Source organism: Mesorhizobium sp. B2-5-7, from assembly GCF_006440875.1.
Lineage (GTDB): Bacteria > Pseudomonadota > Alphaproteobacteria > Rhizobiales > Rhizobiaceae > Mesorhizobium > Mesorhizobium australicum.
This window is the reverse complement of record NZ_VFUO01000003.1, coordinates 425,022-441,794: the sequence shown is the minus strand read 5'-3', so window position 1 is coordinate 441,794 and position 16,773 is coordinate 425,022. Positions and strand designations below refer to the sequence as shown.

General features: G+C 63.4%; 21 protein-coding genes. 17 read left to right on the top strand and 4 right to left on the bottom strand.

Annotated elements, in window-relative coordinates:
- Positions 1-306: an urease subunit beta gene (locus FJ543_RS16010; RefSeq protein ID WP_015314507.1), complete on the top strand. Its 306-nt coding sequence runs from the start codon at positions 1-3 to the stop codon at positions 304-306.
- A gap of 53 nt (positions 307-359) precedes the next feature.
- Here the strand turns inward: FJ543_RS16010 and FJ543_RS16005 are convergent, their stop codons facing one another.
- Both FJ543_RS16005 and FJ543_RS16000 read right to left on the bottom strand, forming a co-directional pair.
- Positions 360-866 carry a hypothetical protein gene (locus FJ543_RS16005; RefSeq protein WP_140660195.1) on the bottom strand — a complete coding sequence of 169 codons (507 nt, stop codon included), beginning with the start codon at positions 864-866 and terminating at the stop codon, positions 360-362.
- Between the two features lie 114 nt (positions 867-980).
- A complete protein-coding gene (locus tag FJ543_RS16000) occupies positions 981-1,358 on the bottom strand; it encodes a hypothetical protein (protein ID WP_140711788.1) in 378 nt (125 codons plus the stop codon).
- Between the two features lie 164 nt (positions 1,359-1,522).
- Here FJ543_RS16000 and ureC point away from each other — a divergent pair, with 164 nt between their 5' ends.
- The 9 genes from ureC to FJ543_RS15955 all read left to right on the top strand — a co-directional run bounded on the left by ureC (position 1,523) and on the right by FJ543_RS15955 (position 8,433).
- The gene (gene ureC, locus FJ543_RS15995; RefSeq protein WP_181172871.1) at positions 1,523-3,238 is read left to right on the top strand and encodes an urease subunit alpha; all 1,716 of its coding nucleotides are present in this window, start codon (positions 1,523-1,525) and stop codon (positions 3,236-3,238) included.
- A 158-nt stretch (positions 3,239-3,396) separates the two neighbouring features.
- Positions 3,397-3,885: a DUF29 domain-containing protein gene (locus FJ543_RS15990; protein WP_140660193.1), complete on the top strand. Its 489-nt coding sequence runs from the start codon at positions 3,397-3,399 to the stop codon at positions 3,883-3,885.
- 55 nt (positions 3,886-3,940) lie between these two features.
- Positions 3,941-4,534 carry a hypothetical protein gene (locus FJ543_RS15985; RefSeq protein WP_140660192.1) on the top strand — a complete coding sequence of 198 codons (594 nt, stop codon included), beginning with the start codon at positions 3,941-3,943 and terminating at the stop codon, positions 4,532-4,534.
- A gap of 45 nt (positions 4,535-4,579) precedes the next feature.
- Entirely contained in the window at positions 4,580-5,215 is a 636-nt protein-coding gene (locus FJ543_RS15980) for a glutathione S-transferase family protein (RefSeq protein WP_140615321.1), read from the top strand.
- A 70-nt stretch (positions 5,216-5,285) separates the two neighbouring features.
- The gene (gene ureE, locus FJ543_RS15975) at positions 5,286-5,846 is read left to right on the top strand and encodes an urease accessory protein UreE (RefSeq protein WP_140660191.1); all 561 of its coding nucleotides are present in this window, start codon (positions 5,286-5,288) and stop codon (positions 5,844-5,846) included.
- On the top strand, positions 5,839-6,510 hold the full coding sequence (locus FJ543_RS15970) for an urease accessory protein UreF (RefSeq protein ID WP_015314499.1): 672 nt from the start codon (positions 5,839-5,841) through the stop codon (positions 6,508-6,510). Before ureE ends, FJ543_RS15970 begins: the two co-directional genes overlap by 8 nt.
- Positions 6,507-6,947: a DUF3995 domain-containing protein gene (locus FJ543_RS15965; protein WP_140615316.1), complete on the top strand. Its 441-nt coding sequence runs from the start codon at positions 6,507-6,509 to the stop codon at positions 6,945-6,947. The genes FJ543_RS15970 and FJ543_RS15965 overlap by 4 nt, the downstream gene beginning before the upstream one ends.
- Positions 6,944-7,585: an urease accessory protein UreG gene (gene ureG / locus FJ543_RS15960; protein WP_015314497.1), complete on the top strand. Its 642-nt coding sequence runs from the start codon at positions 6,944-6,946 to the stop codon at positions 7,583-7,585. Before FJ543_RS15965 ends, ureG begins: the two co-directional genes overlap by 4 nt.
- Positions 7,586-7,665: 80 nt before the next feature.
- The gene (locus FJ543_RS15955) at positions 7,666-8,433 is read left to right on the top strand and encodes a class II aldolase and adducin N-terminal domain-containing protein (protein WP_015314496.1); all 768 of its coding nucleotides are present in this window, start codon (positions 7,666-7,668) and stop codon (positions 8,431-8,433) included.
- Between the two features lie 3 nt (positions 8,434-8,436).
- Here FJ543_RS15955 and FJ543_RS15950 read toward each other — a convergent pair whose 3' ends face one another.
- A complete protein-coding gene (locus tag FJ543_RS15950) occupies positions 8,437-9,069 on the bottom strand; it encodes an HAD family phosphatase (RefSeq protein ID WP_015314495.1) in 633 nt (210 codons plus the stop codon).
- Positions 9,070-9,311: 242 nt separating this feature from the next.
- Here FJ543_RS15950 and FJ543_RS15945 point away from each other — a divergent pair, with 242 nt between their 5' ends.
- Positions 9,312-10,271: a sugar-binding transcriptional regulator gene (locus tag FJ543_RS15945; RefSeq protein WP_140615310.1), complete on the top strand. Its 960-nt coding sequence runs from the start codon at positions 9,312-9,314 to the stop codon at positions 10,269-10,271.
- Positions 10,272-10,296: 25 nt separating this feature from the next.
- Here FJ543_RS15945 and FJ543_RS15940 read toward each other — a convergent pair whose 3' ends face one another.
- Complete coding sequence (locus tag FJ543_RS15940; RefSeq protein ID WP_015314493.1) at positions 10,297-10,482, bottom strand: hypothetical protein; 186 nt, start codon at positions 10,480-10,482, stop codon at positions 10,297-10,299.
- Between the two features lie 110 nt (positions 10,483-10,592).
- On the opposite strand from FJ543_RS15940, the gene gcvA reads away from it, so the two are divergent.
- The 6 genes from gcvA to FJ543_RS15910 all read left to right on the top strand — a co-directional run bounded on the left by gcvA (position 10,593) and on the right by FJ543_RS15910 (position 16,742).
- A complete protein-coding gene (gcvA, locus tag FJ543_RS15935; protein WP_015314492.1) occupies positions 10,593-11,498 on the top strand; it encodes a transcriptional regulator GcvA in 906 nt (301 codons plus the stop codon).
- Between the two features lie 236 nt (positions 11,499-11,734).
- Positions 11,735-13,045, top strand: coding sequence for a sugar ABC transporter substrate-binding protein (locus tag FJ543_RS15930; protein ID WP_015314491.1), 1,311 nt, complete (start codon positions 11,735-11,737; stop codon positions 13,043-13,045).
- A gap of 124 nt (positions 13,046-13,169) precedes the next feature.
- Positions 13,170-14,042, top strand: a complete 873-nt coding sequence (locus FJ543_RS15925; protein ID WP_015314490.1) for a sugar ABC transporter permease — start codon at positions 13,170-13,172, stop codon at positions 14,040-14,042.
- 11 nt (positions 14,043-14,053) lie between these two features.
- Positions 14,054-14,878 (top strand): carbohydrate ABC transporter permease, encoded by an 825-nt coding sequence (locus FJ543_RS15920; protein ID WP_015314489.1) that lies wholly within the window; start codon positions 14,054-14,056, stop codon positions 14,876-14,878.
- A 50-nt stretch (positions 14,879-14,928) separates the two neighbouring features.
- Positions 14,929-15,933 carry an ABC transporter ATP-binding protein gene (locus tag FJ543_RS15915; protein ID WP_140875877.1) on the top strand — a complete coding sequence of 335 codons (1,005 nt, stop codon included), beginning with the start codon at positions 14,929-14,931 and terminating at the stop codon, positions 15,931-15,933.
- A 38-nt stretch (positions 15,934-15,971) separates the two neighbouring features.
- Positions 15,972-16,742 (top strand): L-iditol 2-dehydrogenase, encoded by a 771-nt coding sequence (locus tag FJ543_RS15910; RefSeq protein WP_140875875.1) that lies wholly within the window; start codon positions 15,972-15,974, stop codon positions 16,740-16,742.
- Positions 16,743-16,773 lie beyond the last annotated feature (31 nt).

The window sequence follows — 16,773 nt, the reverse complement described above, 5'->3', positions numbered from 1 at the left end:
ATGATCCCAGGCGAAATCATCCCCGTTCAAGGCGACATCGAGCTCAACAAGGGTCTGCCGACCGTCATCCTGAAAGTGGCCAACAGTGGGGACCGACCGGTCCAGGTCGGCAGCCACTATCATTTCTACGAAACCAATGAGGCGCTGAAATTCGATCGTGAACGGGCGCGCGGCATGCGCCTCGACATCGCCGCCGGCACCGCAACGCGCTTCGAGCCGGGGCAGGAACGGGACGTCACGCTGGTGCCGCTTGGCGGCAAGCGTGAAATCCATGGCTTCCAGCAGAAGGTGATGGGCAAGCTGTGAGGGCTTCTTATGCGTGGCCGGCAAGGCCAGCGCGCGCAAGCGCTGCGTGGGGCTCAGCCCGAGGGCTTGGCGGCCGCATAGATGACGATCTTTCCCGGATCGTCGAACTCCACGGCGAGAACGTCCTGTGCAAGGACGCGCCGCGAATCGAGGGCATTGAAAAGCAGGGCGTTGGCCTCGATCTCCTTGCGCAGCTCAGTGACATCGTCCTGATGCTGCCGAACCTTGTTCTCGATGGCTGGCGGCGGGCCGCCTTCGCTGCGCGCCGCGTCGGTGAGGAACACGATATCGACCTTGTCGAGCTTGGACGTCTTGCGCACCGTGCTGATGTTTTCGCGCGTGCGGTCGATCGCCGAACTGACTTTTCCGATTTCAGCGGTCGTCTTGGCCTCTTCCTGGTTAACTTGCGATCCGACGATGCGGTCGACGGTCTCGGGACTTTCCAGGCCCTGCGCGTTGAGCGCCGCCCGCGGGACACTCGCCGCCAGAAACGCAGCCGCGGCAATGACATGCAACCATCGCGCATGGCATCGGGGATCGGGCAGGGTGGTGAGGGTCATCGTTCGCTTTCGCAGTTTGCTTCAAGGCCTTTGAAACGAAACGTCCCCAGCCCTGTCACGGTTCCCTCTCCGGTTCGGTGGGCGGACCGGATACCGGCCCGCCGCGCCGGTTCGTCAGCTGGCTTTCTTGGTGATCAGGGTCAGCGCGCCGTTCGGCTCCATGCTGGCCGCGACCACCTGGGCCGACGTCATGCCCTTGGCCTGGAGGGCGGATTTCACCTTGGGGGTGGCATCGATCGAACTGCGCAATTTCTGCAGGCCGGCATCGCCACGCTGGGCAATGACCTGGTTGACCTGCGTCTGGGTGTCCTTCGGCAACTCGCTGATGTCGATCACGTTGACGCTCTGGATCGCCGGCGCGGCCTGCTGACCGCTGGGCGCGGCTGGAGCCGGCGTAGTCGGGGCGGGCTGTTGCGCGGGCTGCTGCTGGGCGCTGGCGGCACCCGCCAGCATCAGGCTGGCGGCGGCTGCAAGAATTGTCGTTTTGCGCATGGATTTTCCTTCCATCGATTTGGCAAACGGTCGTTTTGGGGTGACCCTTCAACCTCAACCGCCAAATGGGTCCGGAAGGTGTCGCCCAGCGGGTCATTGCGTGACCATTGGAGGGCGGCAATGTGCAGCCCGGCTTCACCAACACCGCATTTCGGGAGCAACCGCTGATGGCCAGACTAACGCGTGCCGCCTACGCCCAGATGTATGGCCCGACGGTCGGCGACAAGGTGCGGCTTGCCGACACCGGACTCTTCATCGAGGTCGAGAAGGATTTCACCATCCATGGCGAGGAGGTGAAATTCGGCGGCGGCAAGGTCATTCGTGACGGCATGGGTCAGGGCCAGGTTTCCCGTGCCCAAGGTGCGGTCGACACCGTCATCACCAATGCGCTGGTGATCGATGCCAGCGCCGGCATCTTCAAGGCCGATATAGGTTTGAGGGATGGCCGCATCGCGGCCGTCGGCAAGGCCGGCAATCCGGATACGCAGGACGGCGTCACCATCATCATCGGCCCCGGCACGGAAATTATCGCCGGCGAGGGCAAGATCCTGACCCCGGGCGGCTTCGACGCGCATATCCACTTCATCTGCCCGCAGCAGATCGAGGAAGCGCTGATGTCGGGCATCACCACCATGCTCGGCGGCGGGACCGGTCCGGCGCATGGCACGCTGGCCACGACCTGCACACCGGGGCCGTGGCACATGGCACGCATGATCCAGTCCTTCGACGCCTTCCCGATGAATATCGGCCTGTCGGGCAAGGGCAATGCCTCGCTGCCGGCCGCGCTCGAGGAGATGGTGCTGGGCGGCGCCTGCTCGCTCAAGCTGCACGAGGACTGGGGCACGACGCCGGCGGCGATCGACTGCTGCCTGTCGGTGGCCGACGATTACGATGTCCAGGTGATGATCCACACCGACACGCTCAACGAGAGCGGCTTTGTCGAGAACACGGTGGCGGCGATCAAGGGCCGCACCATCCATGCCTTCCACACCGAGGGCGCCGGTGGCGGCCATGCGCCCGATATCATCAAGGTCTGCGGCCTGCCCAACGTCATCCCGTCCTCGACAAACCCGACGCGGCCTTACACGGTCAACACGCTCGCCGAGCATCTCGACATGCTGATGGTCTGCCACCATCTGTCGCCGTCGATCCCCGAGGACATCGCCTTTGCCGAAAGCCGCATCCGCAAGGAGACCATCGCGGCCGAGGACATCCTGCACGACATCGGCGCCTTCTCGATCATCTCGTCGGACAGCCAGGCCATGGGCCGCGTCGGCGAGGTGGCGATCCGCACGTGGCAGACGGCCGACAAGATGAAGCGCCAGCGCGGGTCATTGCCGCAGGAGACGGGCGACAACGACAATTTCCGCGTCCGCCGCTACATCGCCAAATACACCATCAATCCGGCCATCGCGCATGGCCTGTCGAAGGACATCGGCTCGATCGCGGTCGGCAAACGCGCCGATCTGGTGCTGTGGAACCCGGCCTTCTTCGGCGTCAAGCCAGACATGGTGCTGATCGGCGGCATGATCGCGGCCGCCCCGATGGGTGACCCCAACGCCTCGATCCCGACGCCGCAGCCGATGCACTACCGGCCGATGTTCGGCGCCTATGGCAAAGCCCGGACCAATTCGTCGGTGACCTTCGTTTCGAAGGCCGCGCTCGAGTCCGGTTTGCACGGCCGGCTCGGCGTCGACAAGCAGTTCGTCGCCGTCGAAAACACGCGCGGCGGCATCGGCAAGCACTCGATGGTGCTCAACGACGCCACGCCGCATATCGAGGTCGATCCGGAAACCTACGAAGTTCGCGCCGATGGCGAACTCTTGACCTGCGAGCCAGCGACCGTGCTGCCGATGGCGCAAAGGTACTTTCTGTTTTGAGACGTTCCGCTGAAATTCATGAATGGGCAATGAACTGCCATGAAAGCGCATGCGCTTCGTCAACTGCGGCAGCGGAATGTTGCGCCGAAGGGTTCGGATAAGGGTCTACCTTTTCCATCTGGCTTGGAAATTACGTGCTTTGAGAGCAATATCACTAAATGAACAAGATTTTTCGAAAACAGCAATTGACGCCCTATGAGGCCGATTATGCTCAGTGGTGCGCCGAGCAAGGCGCGCTGTTGCGCGAAGGTCGCCTCTCAGACCTCGATCGCGATAACCTGGCGGAGGAGATCGAGAGCTTGGGGCGGAGCGACAAAAGAGAAATTGCGAGTAGACTTGGCACCTTGCTCCTGCATTTGCTCAAATGGGAATTTCAGGCCGAAAGGCGCAAAGCTGGATGGTTGCTGACCATCCGCGAGCAGCGATTTCAGATCGAAGATCTGCTCGATGAAAGCCCTAGCTTGAAAGCCTATCCGGGACGGCGGCTCGGACGAGAATTCAAAATAGCGAGATTGAAGGCGGCGGACGAGACCGGCCTGAGGGAGGGCAATTTCCCCGCGGACTGTCCGTATTCGATCAGGGAAATTCTCGACCATGACTATTTTCCCGGCACGCCGTGGTCATCGGATCAGCTTATTCGCGAATAGCACCACGTGGTCCGCTAGAGCTTTTTCATAGCATCGAGAGCATTATTAGCTATCTATGGACCAGCAAATAGCCTCCGCCCACGACATTTTCCCGCATATTCGCATCGTCATGGGCATGGTGATCGGGCTTGGCGTCGCGCGCCTGCTGTCGGGGGTGGCGCGCATTGTCCAGCATCCCGGCCAATACCGGCTCTACACGGTGCATCTGGCCTGGGTCGCCTCGGTGCTGTTGATGCTGGTGCATTTCTGGTGGTGGGAGTTCGGCCTCTACACCATCGAAACATGGACCTTCGGCAAGTACCTGTTCATCATTTTCTACGCGATCACCCTGTTCCTGCTCTGCGCGCTGCTGTTTCCGGATTCGATGCTGGACTACACCAGCTACGAGGATTTCTTCTATTCGCGCCGCGCCTGGTTCTTCGGCCTGCTGGCGGCGACCTACCTGCTCGACGTGGTCGACACTTTGCTGAAGGGGCCTGAGCATTTCGCCCGCTTCGGCAGCGAGTATCTGTTCCGCACGCCGGTCTTCGTCGTGCTGTGCGTCGTCGCGATCCTGGTGCGCGACCGCCGGTTCCACATCGCCTTCGTCGCGGCGGCGCTGATCTACCAGATATCGTTCATCCTGCGGCTCTTCGACACGATCGTATGACGGCCGCGGATGCACTAGGCTGCTCGGGAAAGGCAGGGTTCAACGATGTACAAGGCCGTCGGATCGCGCGGATCCCGGGTCAGTCGCGTCCTCTGGATGCTGGAGGAACTCGGCCAGCCCTATGAGTTCGTCGAGGTCAAGCTGCGCTCGCCCGAAGCCTATGCGCTCAATCCGTCGGGCAAGGTGCCGATCCTCATAGACGGTGAATTGACGGTGACGGATTCGGCGGCGATCTGCGTCTATCTCGCCGACAAGCACGCCGATAAAGGTATGGGCGCCAATCCCGGTCTCGCTGGCCGCGCCGAAATGGATTCCTGGATGCATTTTGCCCAGAGCGAGTTCGAGGCGCCGCTGTGGAACAAATTGCGCCACCGTTTCCTCCTGCCCAGGGAGGTGCGGGTCGATGTCGGTCCTGCCGCGGCCTTTGACTTCGCCACGGAGGTCAAGGCGCTGGAGCGCCGGCTCGGCGACAAGCCGTTCGCGCTCGGCGACCGGTTTTCCGCCGTCGACGTGCTGCTCGGCGACATGGGCGGCTGGGCGCGTGCCGGCCGTTTCCCGATCGACTCCGAGCGCGTCAATAGCTATTTCGATCGCCTTCTGGCGCGGCCGGCCCGGACCCGGGCGCAAGCCAATGCATCGGCCCGAAAATCGGAATCGATTTTCGGAAAGCACGATGCATAGGTTCAAACGTGTTAGAGCGTCCTTTGCACGTCTAAGGGGACGCGCGGCGCTCTGATGGAGGTTCCATGAAATGAAGCTCAACCTCAACACCGACTTCACCAAATTCCCGCGCGCCGTCTCCGTATTGCCCGCCGGCACGGCCGCAACCACCGCGCCGTCCGGCCGTGCCGTTCTCGCCCATGACGAGCGGCATCTGCGCCGCCGCGCCATCGAACTTGCCGACGGCAGCAAGGTGCTGGTCGACCTGCCCGAGCCTGTCGCTCTGAACGATGGCGACCGGCTGGTGCTGGAGGATGGCGGCCATATCGAGATCATCGCGGCGCCCGAAGAGGTCTATGACATCCGCGCCCGCGACGCCGTGCATCTCGCCGAACTCGCCTGGCATATCGGCAACCGCCATCTCGCCGCCGGCATCGAGGCGCACCGTATCCTCATCCTGCGCGACCACGTCATCAAGGCGATGCTGGAGGGGCTAGGCGCCACGGTGCGCGACGTCTCCCAGCCGTTCAAGCCGGTGCGCGGCGCCTATTCCGGCGGGCATGATCACGGCCATGCGCATGCGCACAGCCATAGCGAAGCGCATGCGCACAGCCACGCGCATTCGCACGATCACCACCATGATCATGACTGACCAGCCGTCCGGCATCGCCCTGCTACGGCTGATGGCGTGGCTGTCGCCGGCCTTTCCGGTCGGCGGCTTTGCCTACAGCCATGGCCTCGAGCGCGCGGTGCAAGATGGGCTGGTGACCAATGCCGCCGGCCTTGCCGGCTGGCTGGAGGCGCTGGTCGAGATGGGCTCGGGCTGGAACGATGCCGTGCTGTTCGCCGAAAGCTGGCGCCGCGCCCGTGAAGGTGGCGATCTGGCCGAGGTTGTCGCACTGGCCGAGGCACTGGCCGGCTCGCGCGAACGCCACGCCGAGACCATGCTGCAAGGCGCGGCCTTCCTCAAAGCAGCCGCCGCCTGGCCCACTGCCGTGCTGGAGCGCTTGCCGGCCGATTGCGCCTATTGCGTGGCCGTCGGAGCCGTGGCCGGCGGCAATGGCATCGCGCTTGAGGACGCGCTGTGCGCCTTCGCGCAAGCCTTCTTCTCCAACCTCGTCCAGGCCGCGATCCGGCTCGGCATGATCGGCCAGAACGAGGCGACGACGCTGCTCGCGGGTTTCGAGCCGCTGGCGCTCTCGACCGCTGCCCGCGCGTCCCGCTCGACATTGGACGACCTCGGCGGCTGCGCCTTCGTCTCCGACGTCATGGCCATGAAGCACGAAACCCAGTATTCGCGATTGTTCCGCTCATGATCCTCCTCGCCTTCGTCCTCTCCTTCGTCCTGCTGCTGATCACGGCACTGCATGTCTATTGGGGCATAGGCGGCGTCTGGCCGGGCAGGGACGCGGCGTCCTGCGCCCACGCTGTCGTCGGCTTTCGCGGCGTCAACGAAATGCCGACGCCGTTCGCCAGTTTCGCCGTTGCCGCCTGCCTCGGCCTGGCAACGCTGTGGCCGCTGGCGCTCATCGGTTTCTTTGCCTCGCCGTTTCCCAAGCAGGGCCTCGCGGCTACCGCGATGCTGATCGGACTGGTGTTCCTGGGGCGCGGCATTGCCGGTTTCACGCCCTGGTGGCGCCGGCTGGCGCCGCAACAGCCTTTCGCTCGGCTCGATTCCAGTTTCTATTCGCCGCTCTGCCTGTTGATCGGGCTCGGCTTCGCAGTCCTTGCCATCACGGAGTTTCCGACATGACACAACCCAACGGCCCCCTTCGTATCGGCATTGGCGGCCCCGTGGGTTCCGGCAAGACGACGCTCACCGAAAAACTCTGCAAGGCGCTGCGCGACGAGTTCTCCATCGCCGTCGTCACCAACGACATCTACACCAGAGAGGACGCCATGATGCTGGCCCGGCTGCAGGCGCTGCCGGAGGACCGCATCGTCGGCGTCGAGACCGGCGGCTGCCCGCACACCGCCATCCGTGAGGATGCCTCGATCAATCTGCAGGCGATCGCCGAGCTCAACCGCAAATTTCCCGACCTCGACATCATCTTCATCGAATCCGGTGGCGACAACCTTGCCGCCACTTTCTCGCCGGACCTTGCGGATCTCACGCTCTACGTTATCTCGGTGTGCCAGGGCGAAGAAATTCCGCGCAAAGGCGGCCCGGCGATCACGCGGTCCGATTTCCTGGTCATCAACAAAAGCGATCTTGCGCCCTATGTGAACGTCAATCTCGACGTCATGGAGAGCGACGCCGGCCGCATGCGCGGCAAGCGGCCGTTCGGCTTCACCGATCTTTCGCGCGGCAAGGGCCTGCGGGAGGTAATCGATTTCATCATCGAGCACGGCGGACTGCGAACCGTTGGCGCCGCAAGCACCGCGGCATAACTGGCCTTCTGCACCAAGCGAAAGCGGTTGCGGGCACCAGCGGCGCGCGGCATTCTGGGCCAAACCGGAGGATATTTTCGATGAGCATCGCCCGCCTGCAGAAGGAAACGCTCACCAACCTGCCCTTCTACGAAGAGCGCGTCGATCTCGCCTGCGCCTTCCGCTGGACGGCGCGGCTCAACATGCATGAGGCGGTGGCCAACCATTTCTCGCTGGCGGTCAACGACGACGGCACCAGGTTCCTGATGAACCCGAACCAGGTGCATTTCTCGCGCATCAAGGCCAGCGACCTGATCGAGATCGACGCCAACGACCCCGAGACGCTTTCCGGGCCGAATGCACCCGACCCCACGGCATGGGGCCTGCACGGCGCCGTCCATCGCAACGTGCCGCACGCGCGCTGCGTCATGCACGTCCATTCGATCCACGCCACCGTGCTGGCCTCGCTTGCCGACTCGACGCTGCCGCCGATCGACCAGAATTCGGCGATGTTCTTCAACCGTCACGTCGTCGACGCCCATTATGGCGGACTGGCCTTCGAGGAAGAGGGCGAGCGCTGCTCGCAGCTTCTCGCCGACCCCAAGGTCAAGGTGATGGTGATGGGCAACCATGGCGTGCTGGTCATCGGCGACACCGTCGCCGACGCCTTCAACCGCATGTTCTATTTCGAGCGTGCCGCCGAGACCTACATCAAGGCCCTGTGGACGGGCCGGCCGCTGCGCACCCTGTCCGACGCGATCGCCGAGAAGGCGGCGAGCGAGATGGACAACTATCCCGGCCAGGCCGAACGTCATCTCGCCGAGTTGAAGGCGATCCTCGACGAGCAGGAGCCGGTGTACCGGAACTGAACGCTACAGTCCGAGCTGAGCCCGCAATTCCCCGGCGCTGTTGATGACAATGGCGCCGGGCGGTCCTTCCATCGGCTTTTCAGGCCAGAAGATCGTCTTCATTCCCGCCGCCAGGCCCGCCATGGCGCCCGGCCAGCTGTCGTCGACCGCGACGGCGTGCGCGGGATCGACGTCTGCCAGATAGGCGGCGCGAAGGAAAGGCTCCGCGTGCGGCTTGCCTTCCCGCACATCGTTGCGGCTGATCGTCTTCATGCCGGGGTAGGTCAGCCCGACCATATGCAGATTGGCGTCGACGATCATCCGATCCGAGTTTGAGACCACCGCCTGCTGCACGCCGAGCGCGCGCAACTCCTTGAAGATCTCGATGGCGCCTGGGCGCGGCTTCAGCCCCTCGACCAGCGGCAGGTAATGCTCATATTTGTGAACGATCCATTCGTCGAAGGGCAGTTGCAGCCCGAACTCGTCGCGCATCATTTCGTAGACCGGCCACGCGGCGACGCCGAGCACGCGTTCGTGCAGATCGGCCGGAGGCGTGAGGCCGGCATTGCGCATCGCTGCGATGAGGGCTGCCTCATGCAGCGGTTCGCTGTCGACCAGCGTCCCGTCCATGTCCCAGAAAACCGCCTTCGGTGTCATGCAGCGCTCCTTTTTTCGATCCCTTAAAGGGTTTGCGCCGCGAGATAAACCTTTGGCGGCCATTGAACATGCCTTCAGACGGAGAAACGGAGCTGTGGCGCTTTCTCCGATAGGATGTCGGCGGAGAAATCACCGCTGCTTCGGCGCAAGCATTTGCTCTTGAGATTGACAATTGCGCAGGCGGTCATTCCCTGCGAAAATGATACGACCGCCTGATGATCGGCGGTTTGGGGAGGCAGGACGTGAATACCCGGCAGGATGGCGGCAGCAACAGGCTGGACGACGCGGCGCGCGCCGGCTGGCTCTATTATGTTGCCGGCAACACACAGGACCAGATCGCCGCCACGCTCGGCATATCGAGGCAGACGGCGCAGCGTCTGGTGTCGCTGGCGGTGTCGGAAGGCCTGATCAAGGTCCGCGTCGATCATCCGATCGCCAACTGCCTGGATCTCGCCGCGCGGCTGAAATCGCGCTTTGCGCTCGACCTGGTCGAGGTGGTGCCGAGCGATCCCAATTCATCTTCCACGACCATCGGCATCGCCGAAGCGGCGGCCGCTGAGATCGAGCGGCGGCTGCGGTCGCCGACGCCGATCGTCATGGGCATCGGCACCGGACGGACGCTGAAGGCGGCGATCGAACAATTGCCGCCGATGGAATGCCCGCAGCACAAGGTGGTGTCCTTGACCGGCAACATCTCGCCGGACGGGTCCGCTGCCTTCTACAACGTCATCTTCACCATGGCCGACAGGGTCAAGGCGCGGTCCTTCCCGATGCCGCTGCCGGTCATCGCCTCTTCGCCGCAGGAGCGCGAGATGCTGCTCAACCAGCCGATGATCCAGCCGACACTGGTGCTTGCGGCGGAGGCCGACGTCACCTTCATCGGTATCGGCGACCTCGGCCCGAAGGCGCCGCTCTACGAGGATGGCTTCATTTCCGAAAGCGAACTGAAAGCCTTGCAGAAGGCCGGCGGCGTCGCTGAAATCGTTGGCTGGGTGTTCGACCGCGAGGGCCGCATGATCGACGGCATCACCAATGACCGGGTGTCGTCGGCGGCGCTGCCGTCGCGCGAGAAGTCGCTGGTGATCGCGCTCGCCATGGGGGAGCGCAAGCTGCCCGGCATCCTGGCGGCGGTCAACCGACGGCTGGTCAACGGGCTCATCACCGACGAGCGGACGGCGGCCGCCCTGCTAGCCAGTATCTGACGGCTTCGCGATAAAGCCAGCAAGGCTATTGGTGCCGGCCGAAAGGGTCGTTGCCATCGAGGAAACCGAGGTCGCGCTGCAGATGCGGCGACAGGTCCCTGACGTCGAGATGCGCCCTTTTTCGGGTCGCGAACCAGCCGAATCCGTCCGCAAGCCACGAAATCCAGCGATGATCGGGGGCGGGAGTGCATTTTTGCTGCGCCATGGTCATGATCGTCAACCTTCGTTATCCTGAACCCGAATGACGGGTTGAGGATGAATGTCGGCCTTGCCGGCCGCTTTTGCCAATCGAACGTCGATAACGATCCATAAGGAGGCTTTATGCCTGATCTCAGCGCGCCGCAGGTTTCGCAGCTGCCGCCGTTACAGGCGATCCGGGTGTTCGAGGCGGTGGCGCGGCATCTTTCCTTCACCAAGGCCGCCGGCGAACTCGCCATGACGCAAGCGGCGGTCAGCTATCAAATCAAGGTGCTGGAGGAGCGCGTCGGCGCTCCGCTGTTCCTGCGCCGGCCGCGGCAGATCGAACTGACCGAAGCCGGCCAGCGCCTGGCGCCGGCGGTCAGCGAGGCCTTTGCCATTCTTAGCCAGGCCTATGCCGCCGCGCGTGGCGGGGCGGACGGGTTGTTGTGCGTCACCACGGTGCTGACCTTTGCCTCGAACTGGCTGGCGCACCATCTGGGCGCATTCCAGATCGCGCATCCCTCCCTTGCCGTGCGGCTCGATACGTCGAGCCGGCTGACGGATTTCGCGCGCGAGGATGTCGACCTCGCCATCCGTTCGGGCGGCGGCAAATGGCCGGGGCTGGAAGCCCACAAGCTGCTCGATGCCGATTTCACGCCCATGCTGAGCCCGAAGCTCGCTGCGAGCATCGGCGGCATCAACGAACCGGCCGACCTGCTCAAGCTGCCGATCCTCGATCCCAGCGATATCTGGTGGACGCAATGGTTCGAGGCCGCCGGCGTGCACAGCCACGACCTTGCCAGGCGGCCCGGCAGCAGCATGGGCGCGCAGGCCTATGAAGCCAACGCGGCCATATCGGGCCATGGCGTGGCGATCCTGACCCGGGCGCTGTTCAAGGCCGAACTCGCCGACGGCCGGCTGATCCAGCCATTCGACCTGGTCGGCGACGACGGGCACGCCTACTGGCTGGTCTACCCCGAGGCGCGCCGCAACGTGCCCAAGATCCGCGCCTTCCGCGACTGGCTGCTGGCCGAGATCGCCTGCTGACCGGCACATAAGCCGACGTCAGACCGGGGCAACAAACCACATCCCGTTCGAGAGGCTTTGGCCCCGCCGCCTGGACTCCAGACGGCGGCAATCCGAGCCCTGTCGCCGAACCTCCGTCCCATTCGCCGGTCGTGTGCTGCGCTGCAGCATCGAATCCGGCTTGACATAATTAAGACTAAGTGAGTAATTGCTCACAACCAAGGCAAATGCTCAACTTGGTTTATGGGAGGAATTTGATGAAACTTCGCACGCTCACCCTGGGCTTGTTGTCGGCCAGCACGCTTGCGTTCGCCGCACACGCCGAATCCATCACCATCGCCACCGTCAACAATGGCGATATGGTCCGCATGCAGAAGCTGACCGACGACTTCACCAAGGCTAACCCCGACATCCAGCTCAACTGGGTCACGCTCGAAGAGAACGTGCTGCGCGAGCGCGTCACCACCGACATCGCCACCAAGGGTGGCCAATATGACGTGATGACCATCGGCACCTACGAGGTTCCGATCTGGGCCAAGCAGAGCTGGCTCCTGCCGCTCGACAAGCTCGGCGACGACTATGACGCCAAGGACATCATCCCGGCCATCGCCGGCGGCCTTTCGGTCGATGGCAAGCTCTATGCCGCGCCCTTCTACGGCGAGAGCTCCTTCGTCATGTACCGCAAGGACCTGATGGAAAAGGCTGGGCTGAAAATGCCCGACGCCCCGACCTGGGATTTCATCAAGCAGGCGGCCGACAAGATGACCGACCGCGCCAATGGCGTGAACGGCGTCTGCCTGCGCGGCAAGGCCGGCTGGGGCGAGAACATGGCTTTCCTGACCGCCATGTCGAACTCCTTCGGCGCCCGCTGGTTCGACGAGAACTGGAAGCCGCAGTTCGACCAGCCGGAATGGAAGAAGACGCTGCAGTTCTATGTCGACCTGATGAAGGCCGACGGTCCCGAGGGCGCCTCGTCCAACGGCTTCAACGAGAACCTGGCGCTCTTCCAGCAGGGCAAGTGCGGCATGTGGATCGACGCCACCGTCGCCGCCTCCTTCGTCTCCGACCCGAAGAACTCCACCGTCGCCGACAAGGTCGGCTATGCCCTCGCGCCGGATAATGGCTTGGGCAAGCGCGGCAACTGGCTATGGGCGTGGTCGCTGGCCATTCCGGCCGGCACGCAGAAGGCCGACGCCGCCGAGAAGTTCGTCTCCTGGGCGACCAGCAAGCACTATGCCGAGCTCGTCGCGTCGAAGGAAGGCTGGGCAAACGTGCCTCCGGGCACGCGTTCCTCGCTCTACGCCAACCCCGAGTACCAGAAGGCGGCTCCGTTCGCCAAGATGACGCTGGACTCCATCAATGCCGCCGACCCGACGCATCCGACCGTCAAGCCGGTGCCTTATGTCGGCGTGCAGTTCGTCGCCATCCCTGAATTCCAGGGGCTTGGCACCACCGTCGGCCAGCTCTTCTCGGCGGCTCTTGCCGGCCAGTCGAGCGTCGACGATGCGCTGAAGCAGGCCCAGGACGCCTCCACCGCGGCGATGACCGAGGGCGGCTACATCAAGTAAGGCTCCTCCCGGTGCCGAACGCCGGTCACCTCCTCGACCGGCACCGGCCGCCCGAAACCCAGTTCGGGCGGCCGCCTTTCCAGAGCCTGTGAAAATTCAGCCTGATCCTTGAAGGGTGACCGTCATGGCTACTCAGCAGACCCGTTCGCTTGCCCGATTCATGATGGCGCCTTCCGTGGTGCTGCTGTTCGTCTGGATGATCGTGCCGCTGGTCATCACGATCTGGTTCTCCTTCCAGCAGTACAATCCGCTCAACCCGATGCGCGACGGGTTCGTCGGCTTATCCAATTACGCGCTGTTCTATTCCAATCCGGCCTTCCTGCAGTCGATCCTCAACACGCTTGTCCTGGTGGTCAGCGTGCTGCTGATCACGGTGATCGGCGGCATCCTGCTGGCGCTGCTCATCGATCAGCCGATGTGGGGACAAGGGATCGTGCGCATCCTCGTCATTTCGCCGTTCTTCGTCATGCCGCCGGTGGCCGCATTGGTGTGGAAGAACATGATCATGCACCCGCAATATGGCGTGTTCGCCGACATAGCGCGCTTCTTCGGGGCACAGCCGATCGACTGGTTCGGCCAGCATCCGATGACGGCGATCATCATCATCGTTGCCTGGCAGTGGCTGCCGTTCGCGACATTGATCCTCCTGACCGCGCTGCAGTCGCTCGACGGCGAGCAGAAGGAAGCCGCCGAGATGGACGGGGCTGGCTTCATCAGCCGCTTCATCTATCTGACGCTGCCGCACATGTCGCGCGCGATCACCGTCGTCATCCTGATCCAGACGATCTTCCTGCTCTCGGTCTATGCCGAGATCCTGGTCACCACCAATGGCGGCCCTGGATACGCCTCCACCAACCTGCCCTTCCTCGTCTACCAGAAGGCGTTGCTGGAATTCAAAATCGGCCAGGCATCCGCGGGCGGTGTGATCGCCGTCATTCTCGCCAACATCGTCGCCTTCTTCGCCATGCGCGCCGTCGGCAAGAACCTGGACAAGTAAGGGAGGTCAAGATGGCACGCTCAGTCACCACCCAGCACAAGACAATCGCGACAATTGCCGCCTGGACCGTCGCGCTGCTGATCTTCTTTCCGATCCTCTATACGATCATCACCTCGTTCAAGTCGGAACAGGAGGCAATCCAGGGCTTCAACCTGATCCCATCCGGGACTTTCGAGAGCTATGCCGAGGTTCAGGCGCAGAGCGGCTACTTCAAGTTCTTCCTGAACTCGGTGCTGCTGTCCGTCGGCTCGACCATCCTGGCGCTGTTGGTCGCCATTCCGGCGGCTTGGTCGATGGCGTTTTCGCCGACCAAGCGGACCAAGGACATATTGATGTGGATGCTGTCCACCAAGATGATGCCGGCGGTCGCCGTGCTGTTCCCGATCTACCTGATCTTCCGCAATCTCGGCCTGCTCGACTCGCGCATCGGCCTGATGATCATGCTGATGCTGATCAACCTGCCGATCGTGGTGTGGATGCTCTACACCTACTTCCGCGAAATCCCGGGCGAAATCCTGGAAGCCTCGCGTATGGACGGCGCATCCTTGTGGGGTGAAATCTGGTACGTGCTGACGCCGATGGCGGTGCCGGGCATTGCCTCGACCATGCTGCTCAACATCATCCTGGCCTGGAACGAGGCGTTCTGGACGATCCGGCTGACCACCACCGAAGCCGCCCCGCTCACCGCCTTCATCAGCTCCTTCTCCAGCCCGCAAGGCCTGTTCTGGGCCAAGCTTTCGGCCGCCTCGACCCTCGCCATCGCGCCGATCCTGATCATGGGCTGGTTCAGCCAGAAGCAGCTGGTGCGCGGCCTGACATTTGGCGCGGTGAAGTGACGGAAATTGCCTGAAGCAATCGGCGAAAAACAGCCCTCGGGGAGGAAACCATGGGAAACATCACGCTCAAGAACGTCTCCAAGTCCTTTGGTTCGACGTCCATCATCCCCGGCCTCGACCTGGTGATCGAAAACGGCGAGTTCGTCGTCTTCGTCGGCCCGTCGGGTTGCGGCAAGTCCACGCTGCTCAGGCTGATCGCTGGCCTTGAGGACACCAGCGGCGGCATCATCAACATCGATGGCCGCGACGTCACCGGCGAGGCGCCGGCCAAGCGCAAGCTTGCCATGGTGTTCCAGTCCTACGCGCTCTACCCGCATATGACGGTGGCCAAGAACATCGCTTTCCCGCTGAAGATGGCGGGCGAGGACCAGGCGACCATCGACAGGAAGGTGAAGGACGCGGCGCGCGTGCTCAACCTTACCAACTACCTCGAACGCCGCCCCGGCCAGCTCTCCGGCGGCCAGCGCCAGCGCGTCGCCATCGGCCGCGCCATTGTGCGCCAGCCCTCGGCCTTCCTGTTCGACGAACCGCTGTCCAACCTCGACGCGGCACTGCGCGGCACCATGCGGCTGGAGATCAGCGAACTGCACCATCAGCTGAAAACCACGATGATCTACGTCACCCACGATCAGGTCGAGGCGATGACCATGGCTGACAAGATCGTCGTGCTCAACGCCGGCAATATCGAGCAGGTTGGCTCGCCGATGGAACTCTACAAGACGCCGAAGAACCTGTTCGTCGCCGGCTTCATCGGCTCGCCCAAGATGAACCTGATCGAAGGCGCGCCGGCTGGCAAATACACCGCCAAGACCATCGGCATCCGGCCCGAACATATGCAGATATCGACCACGGCGGGCGACTGGAAGGCGACGGTCGGCGTGGCCGAGCATCTGGGCTCCGACACGTTCCTGCACGTTCAAGCCGACGGCGTCGGGCCGCTGACGGTGCGCGCCGACGGCGAACTGGCGGTCCGCCATGGCGACACGATCTATCTCACCCCTGACAAGGCCAAGCTGCATCGCTTCGGCGCTGACGGCAAGGCGATGGCCCAGTGAGGGTGGGCCAGTGAGGATGGGCCGGTGAGGATGGGACAGTGAGGCTGCAAGGCAAATCGGCGCTGGTCACGGGATCGGCGCGAGGCATCGGCAGGGTTTTCGCCGAAGCCTATGTGCGCGAGGGCGCCACTGTCGCGATCGCCGATATCAACCTTGAAGCAGCGCAGAAGACGGCCGCCGCGATCGGCGACAACGCCTATGCCGTGAAACTCGACGTCACCGACCAGGCATCCATCGATGCGGCGGTGAAGGCGGTGGAGGACAAGGCGGGCGGTCTCGACATCCTGATCAACAACGCCGCTTTGTTCGACCTGGCCCCGATCGTGGAGATATCTCGGGCGAGCTATGAAAAGCTTTTCTCCGTCAATGTCGCGGGCACGCTGTTCATGCTGCAGGCAGCCGCCCGGTCGATGATCGCGCGGGGCAAGGGCGGCAGGATCATCAACATGGCAAGCCAGGCCGGGCGTCGCGGCGAGCCGCTGGTCGCGGTCTATTGCGCCACCAAGGCCGCGGTCATCTCGCTGACCCAGTCGGCCGGGCTCGATCTGATCAAGCACCGCATCAACGTCAACGGCATCGCGCCCGGCGTCGTCGACAGCGACATGTGGGACGAGGTCGATGCCTTGTTCGCCAAATACGAGAACCGGCCGAAGGGCGAGAAAAAGCGGCTGGTCGGCGAAGGCGTGCCTTACGGCCGCATGGGCAAGCCGGAAGACCTCGCCGGCATGGCCGTGTTCCTCGCCAGTGACGAGGCCGAATACATCGTCGCCCAGACCTACAATGTCGATGGCGGCCAATGGATGAGTTGAAAAGAACGATTTGAGGGGGACGGCGCCTCTT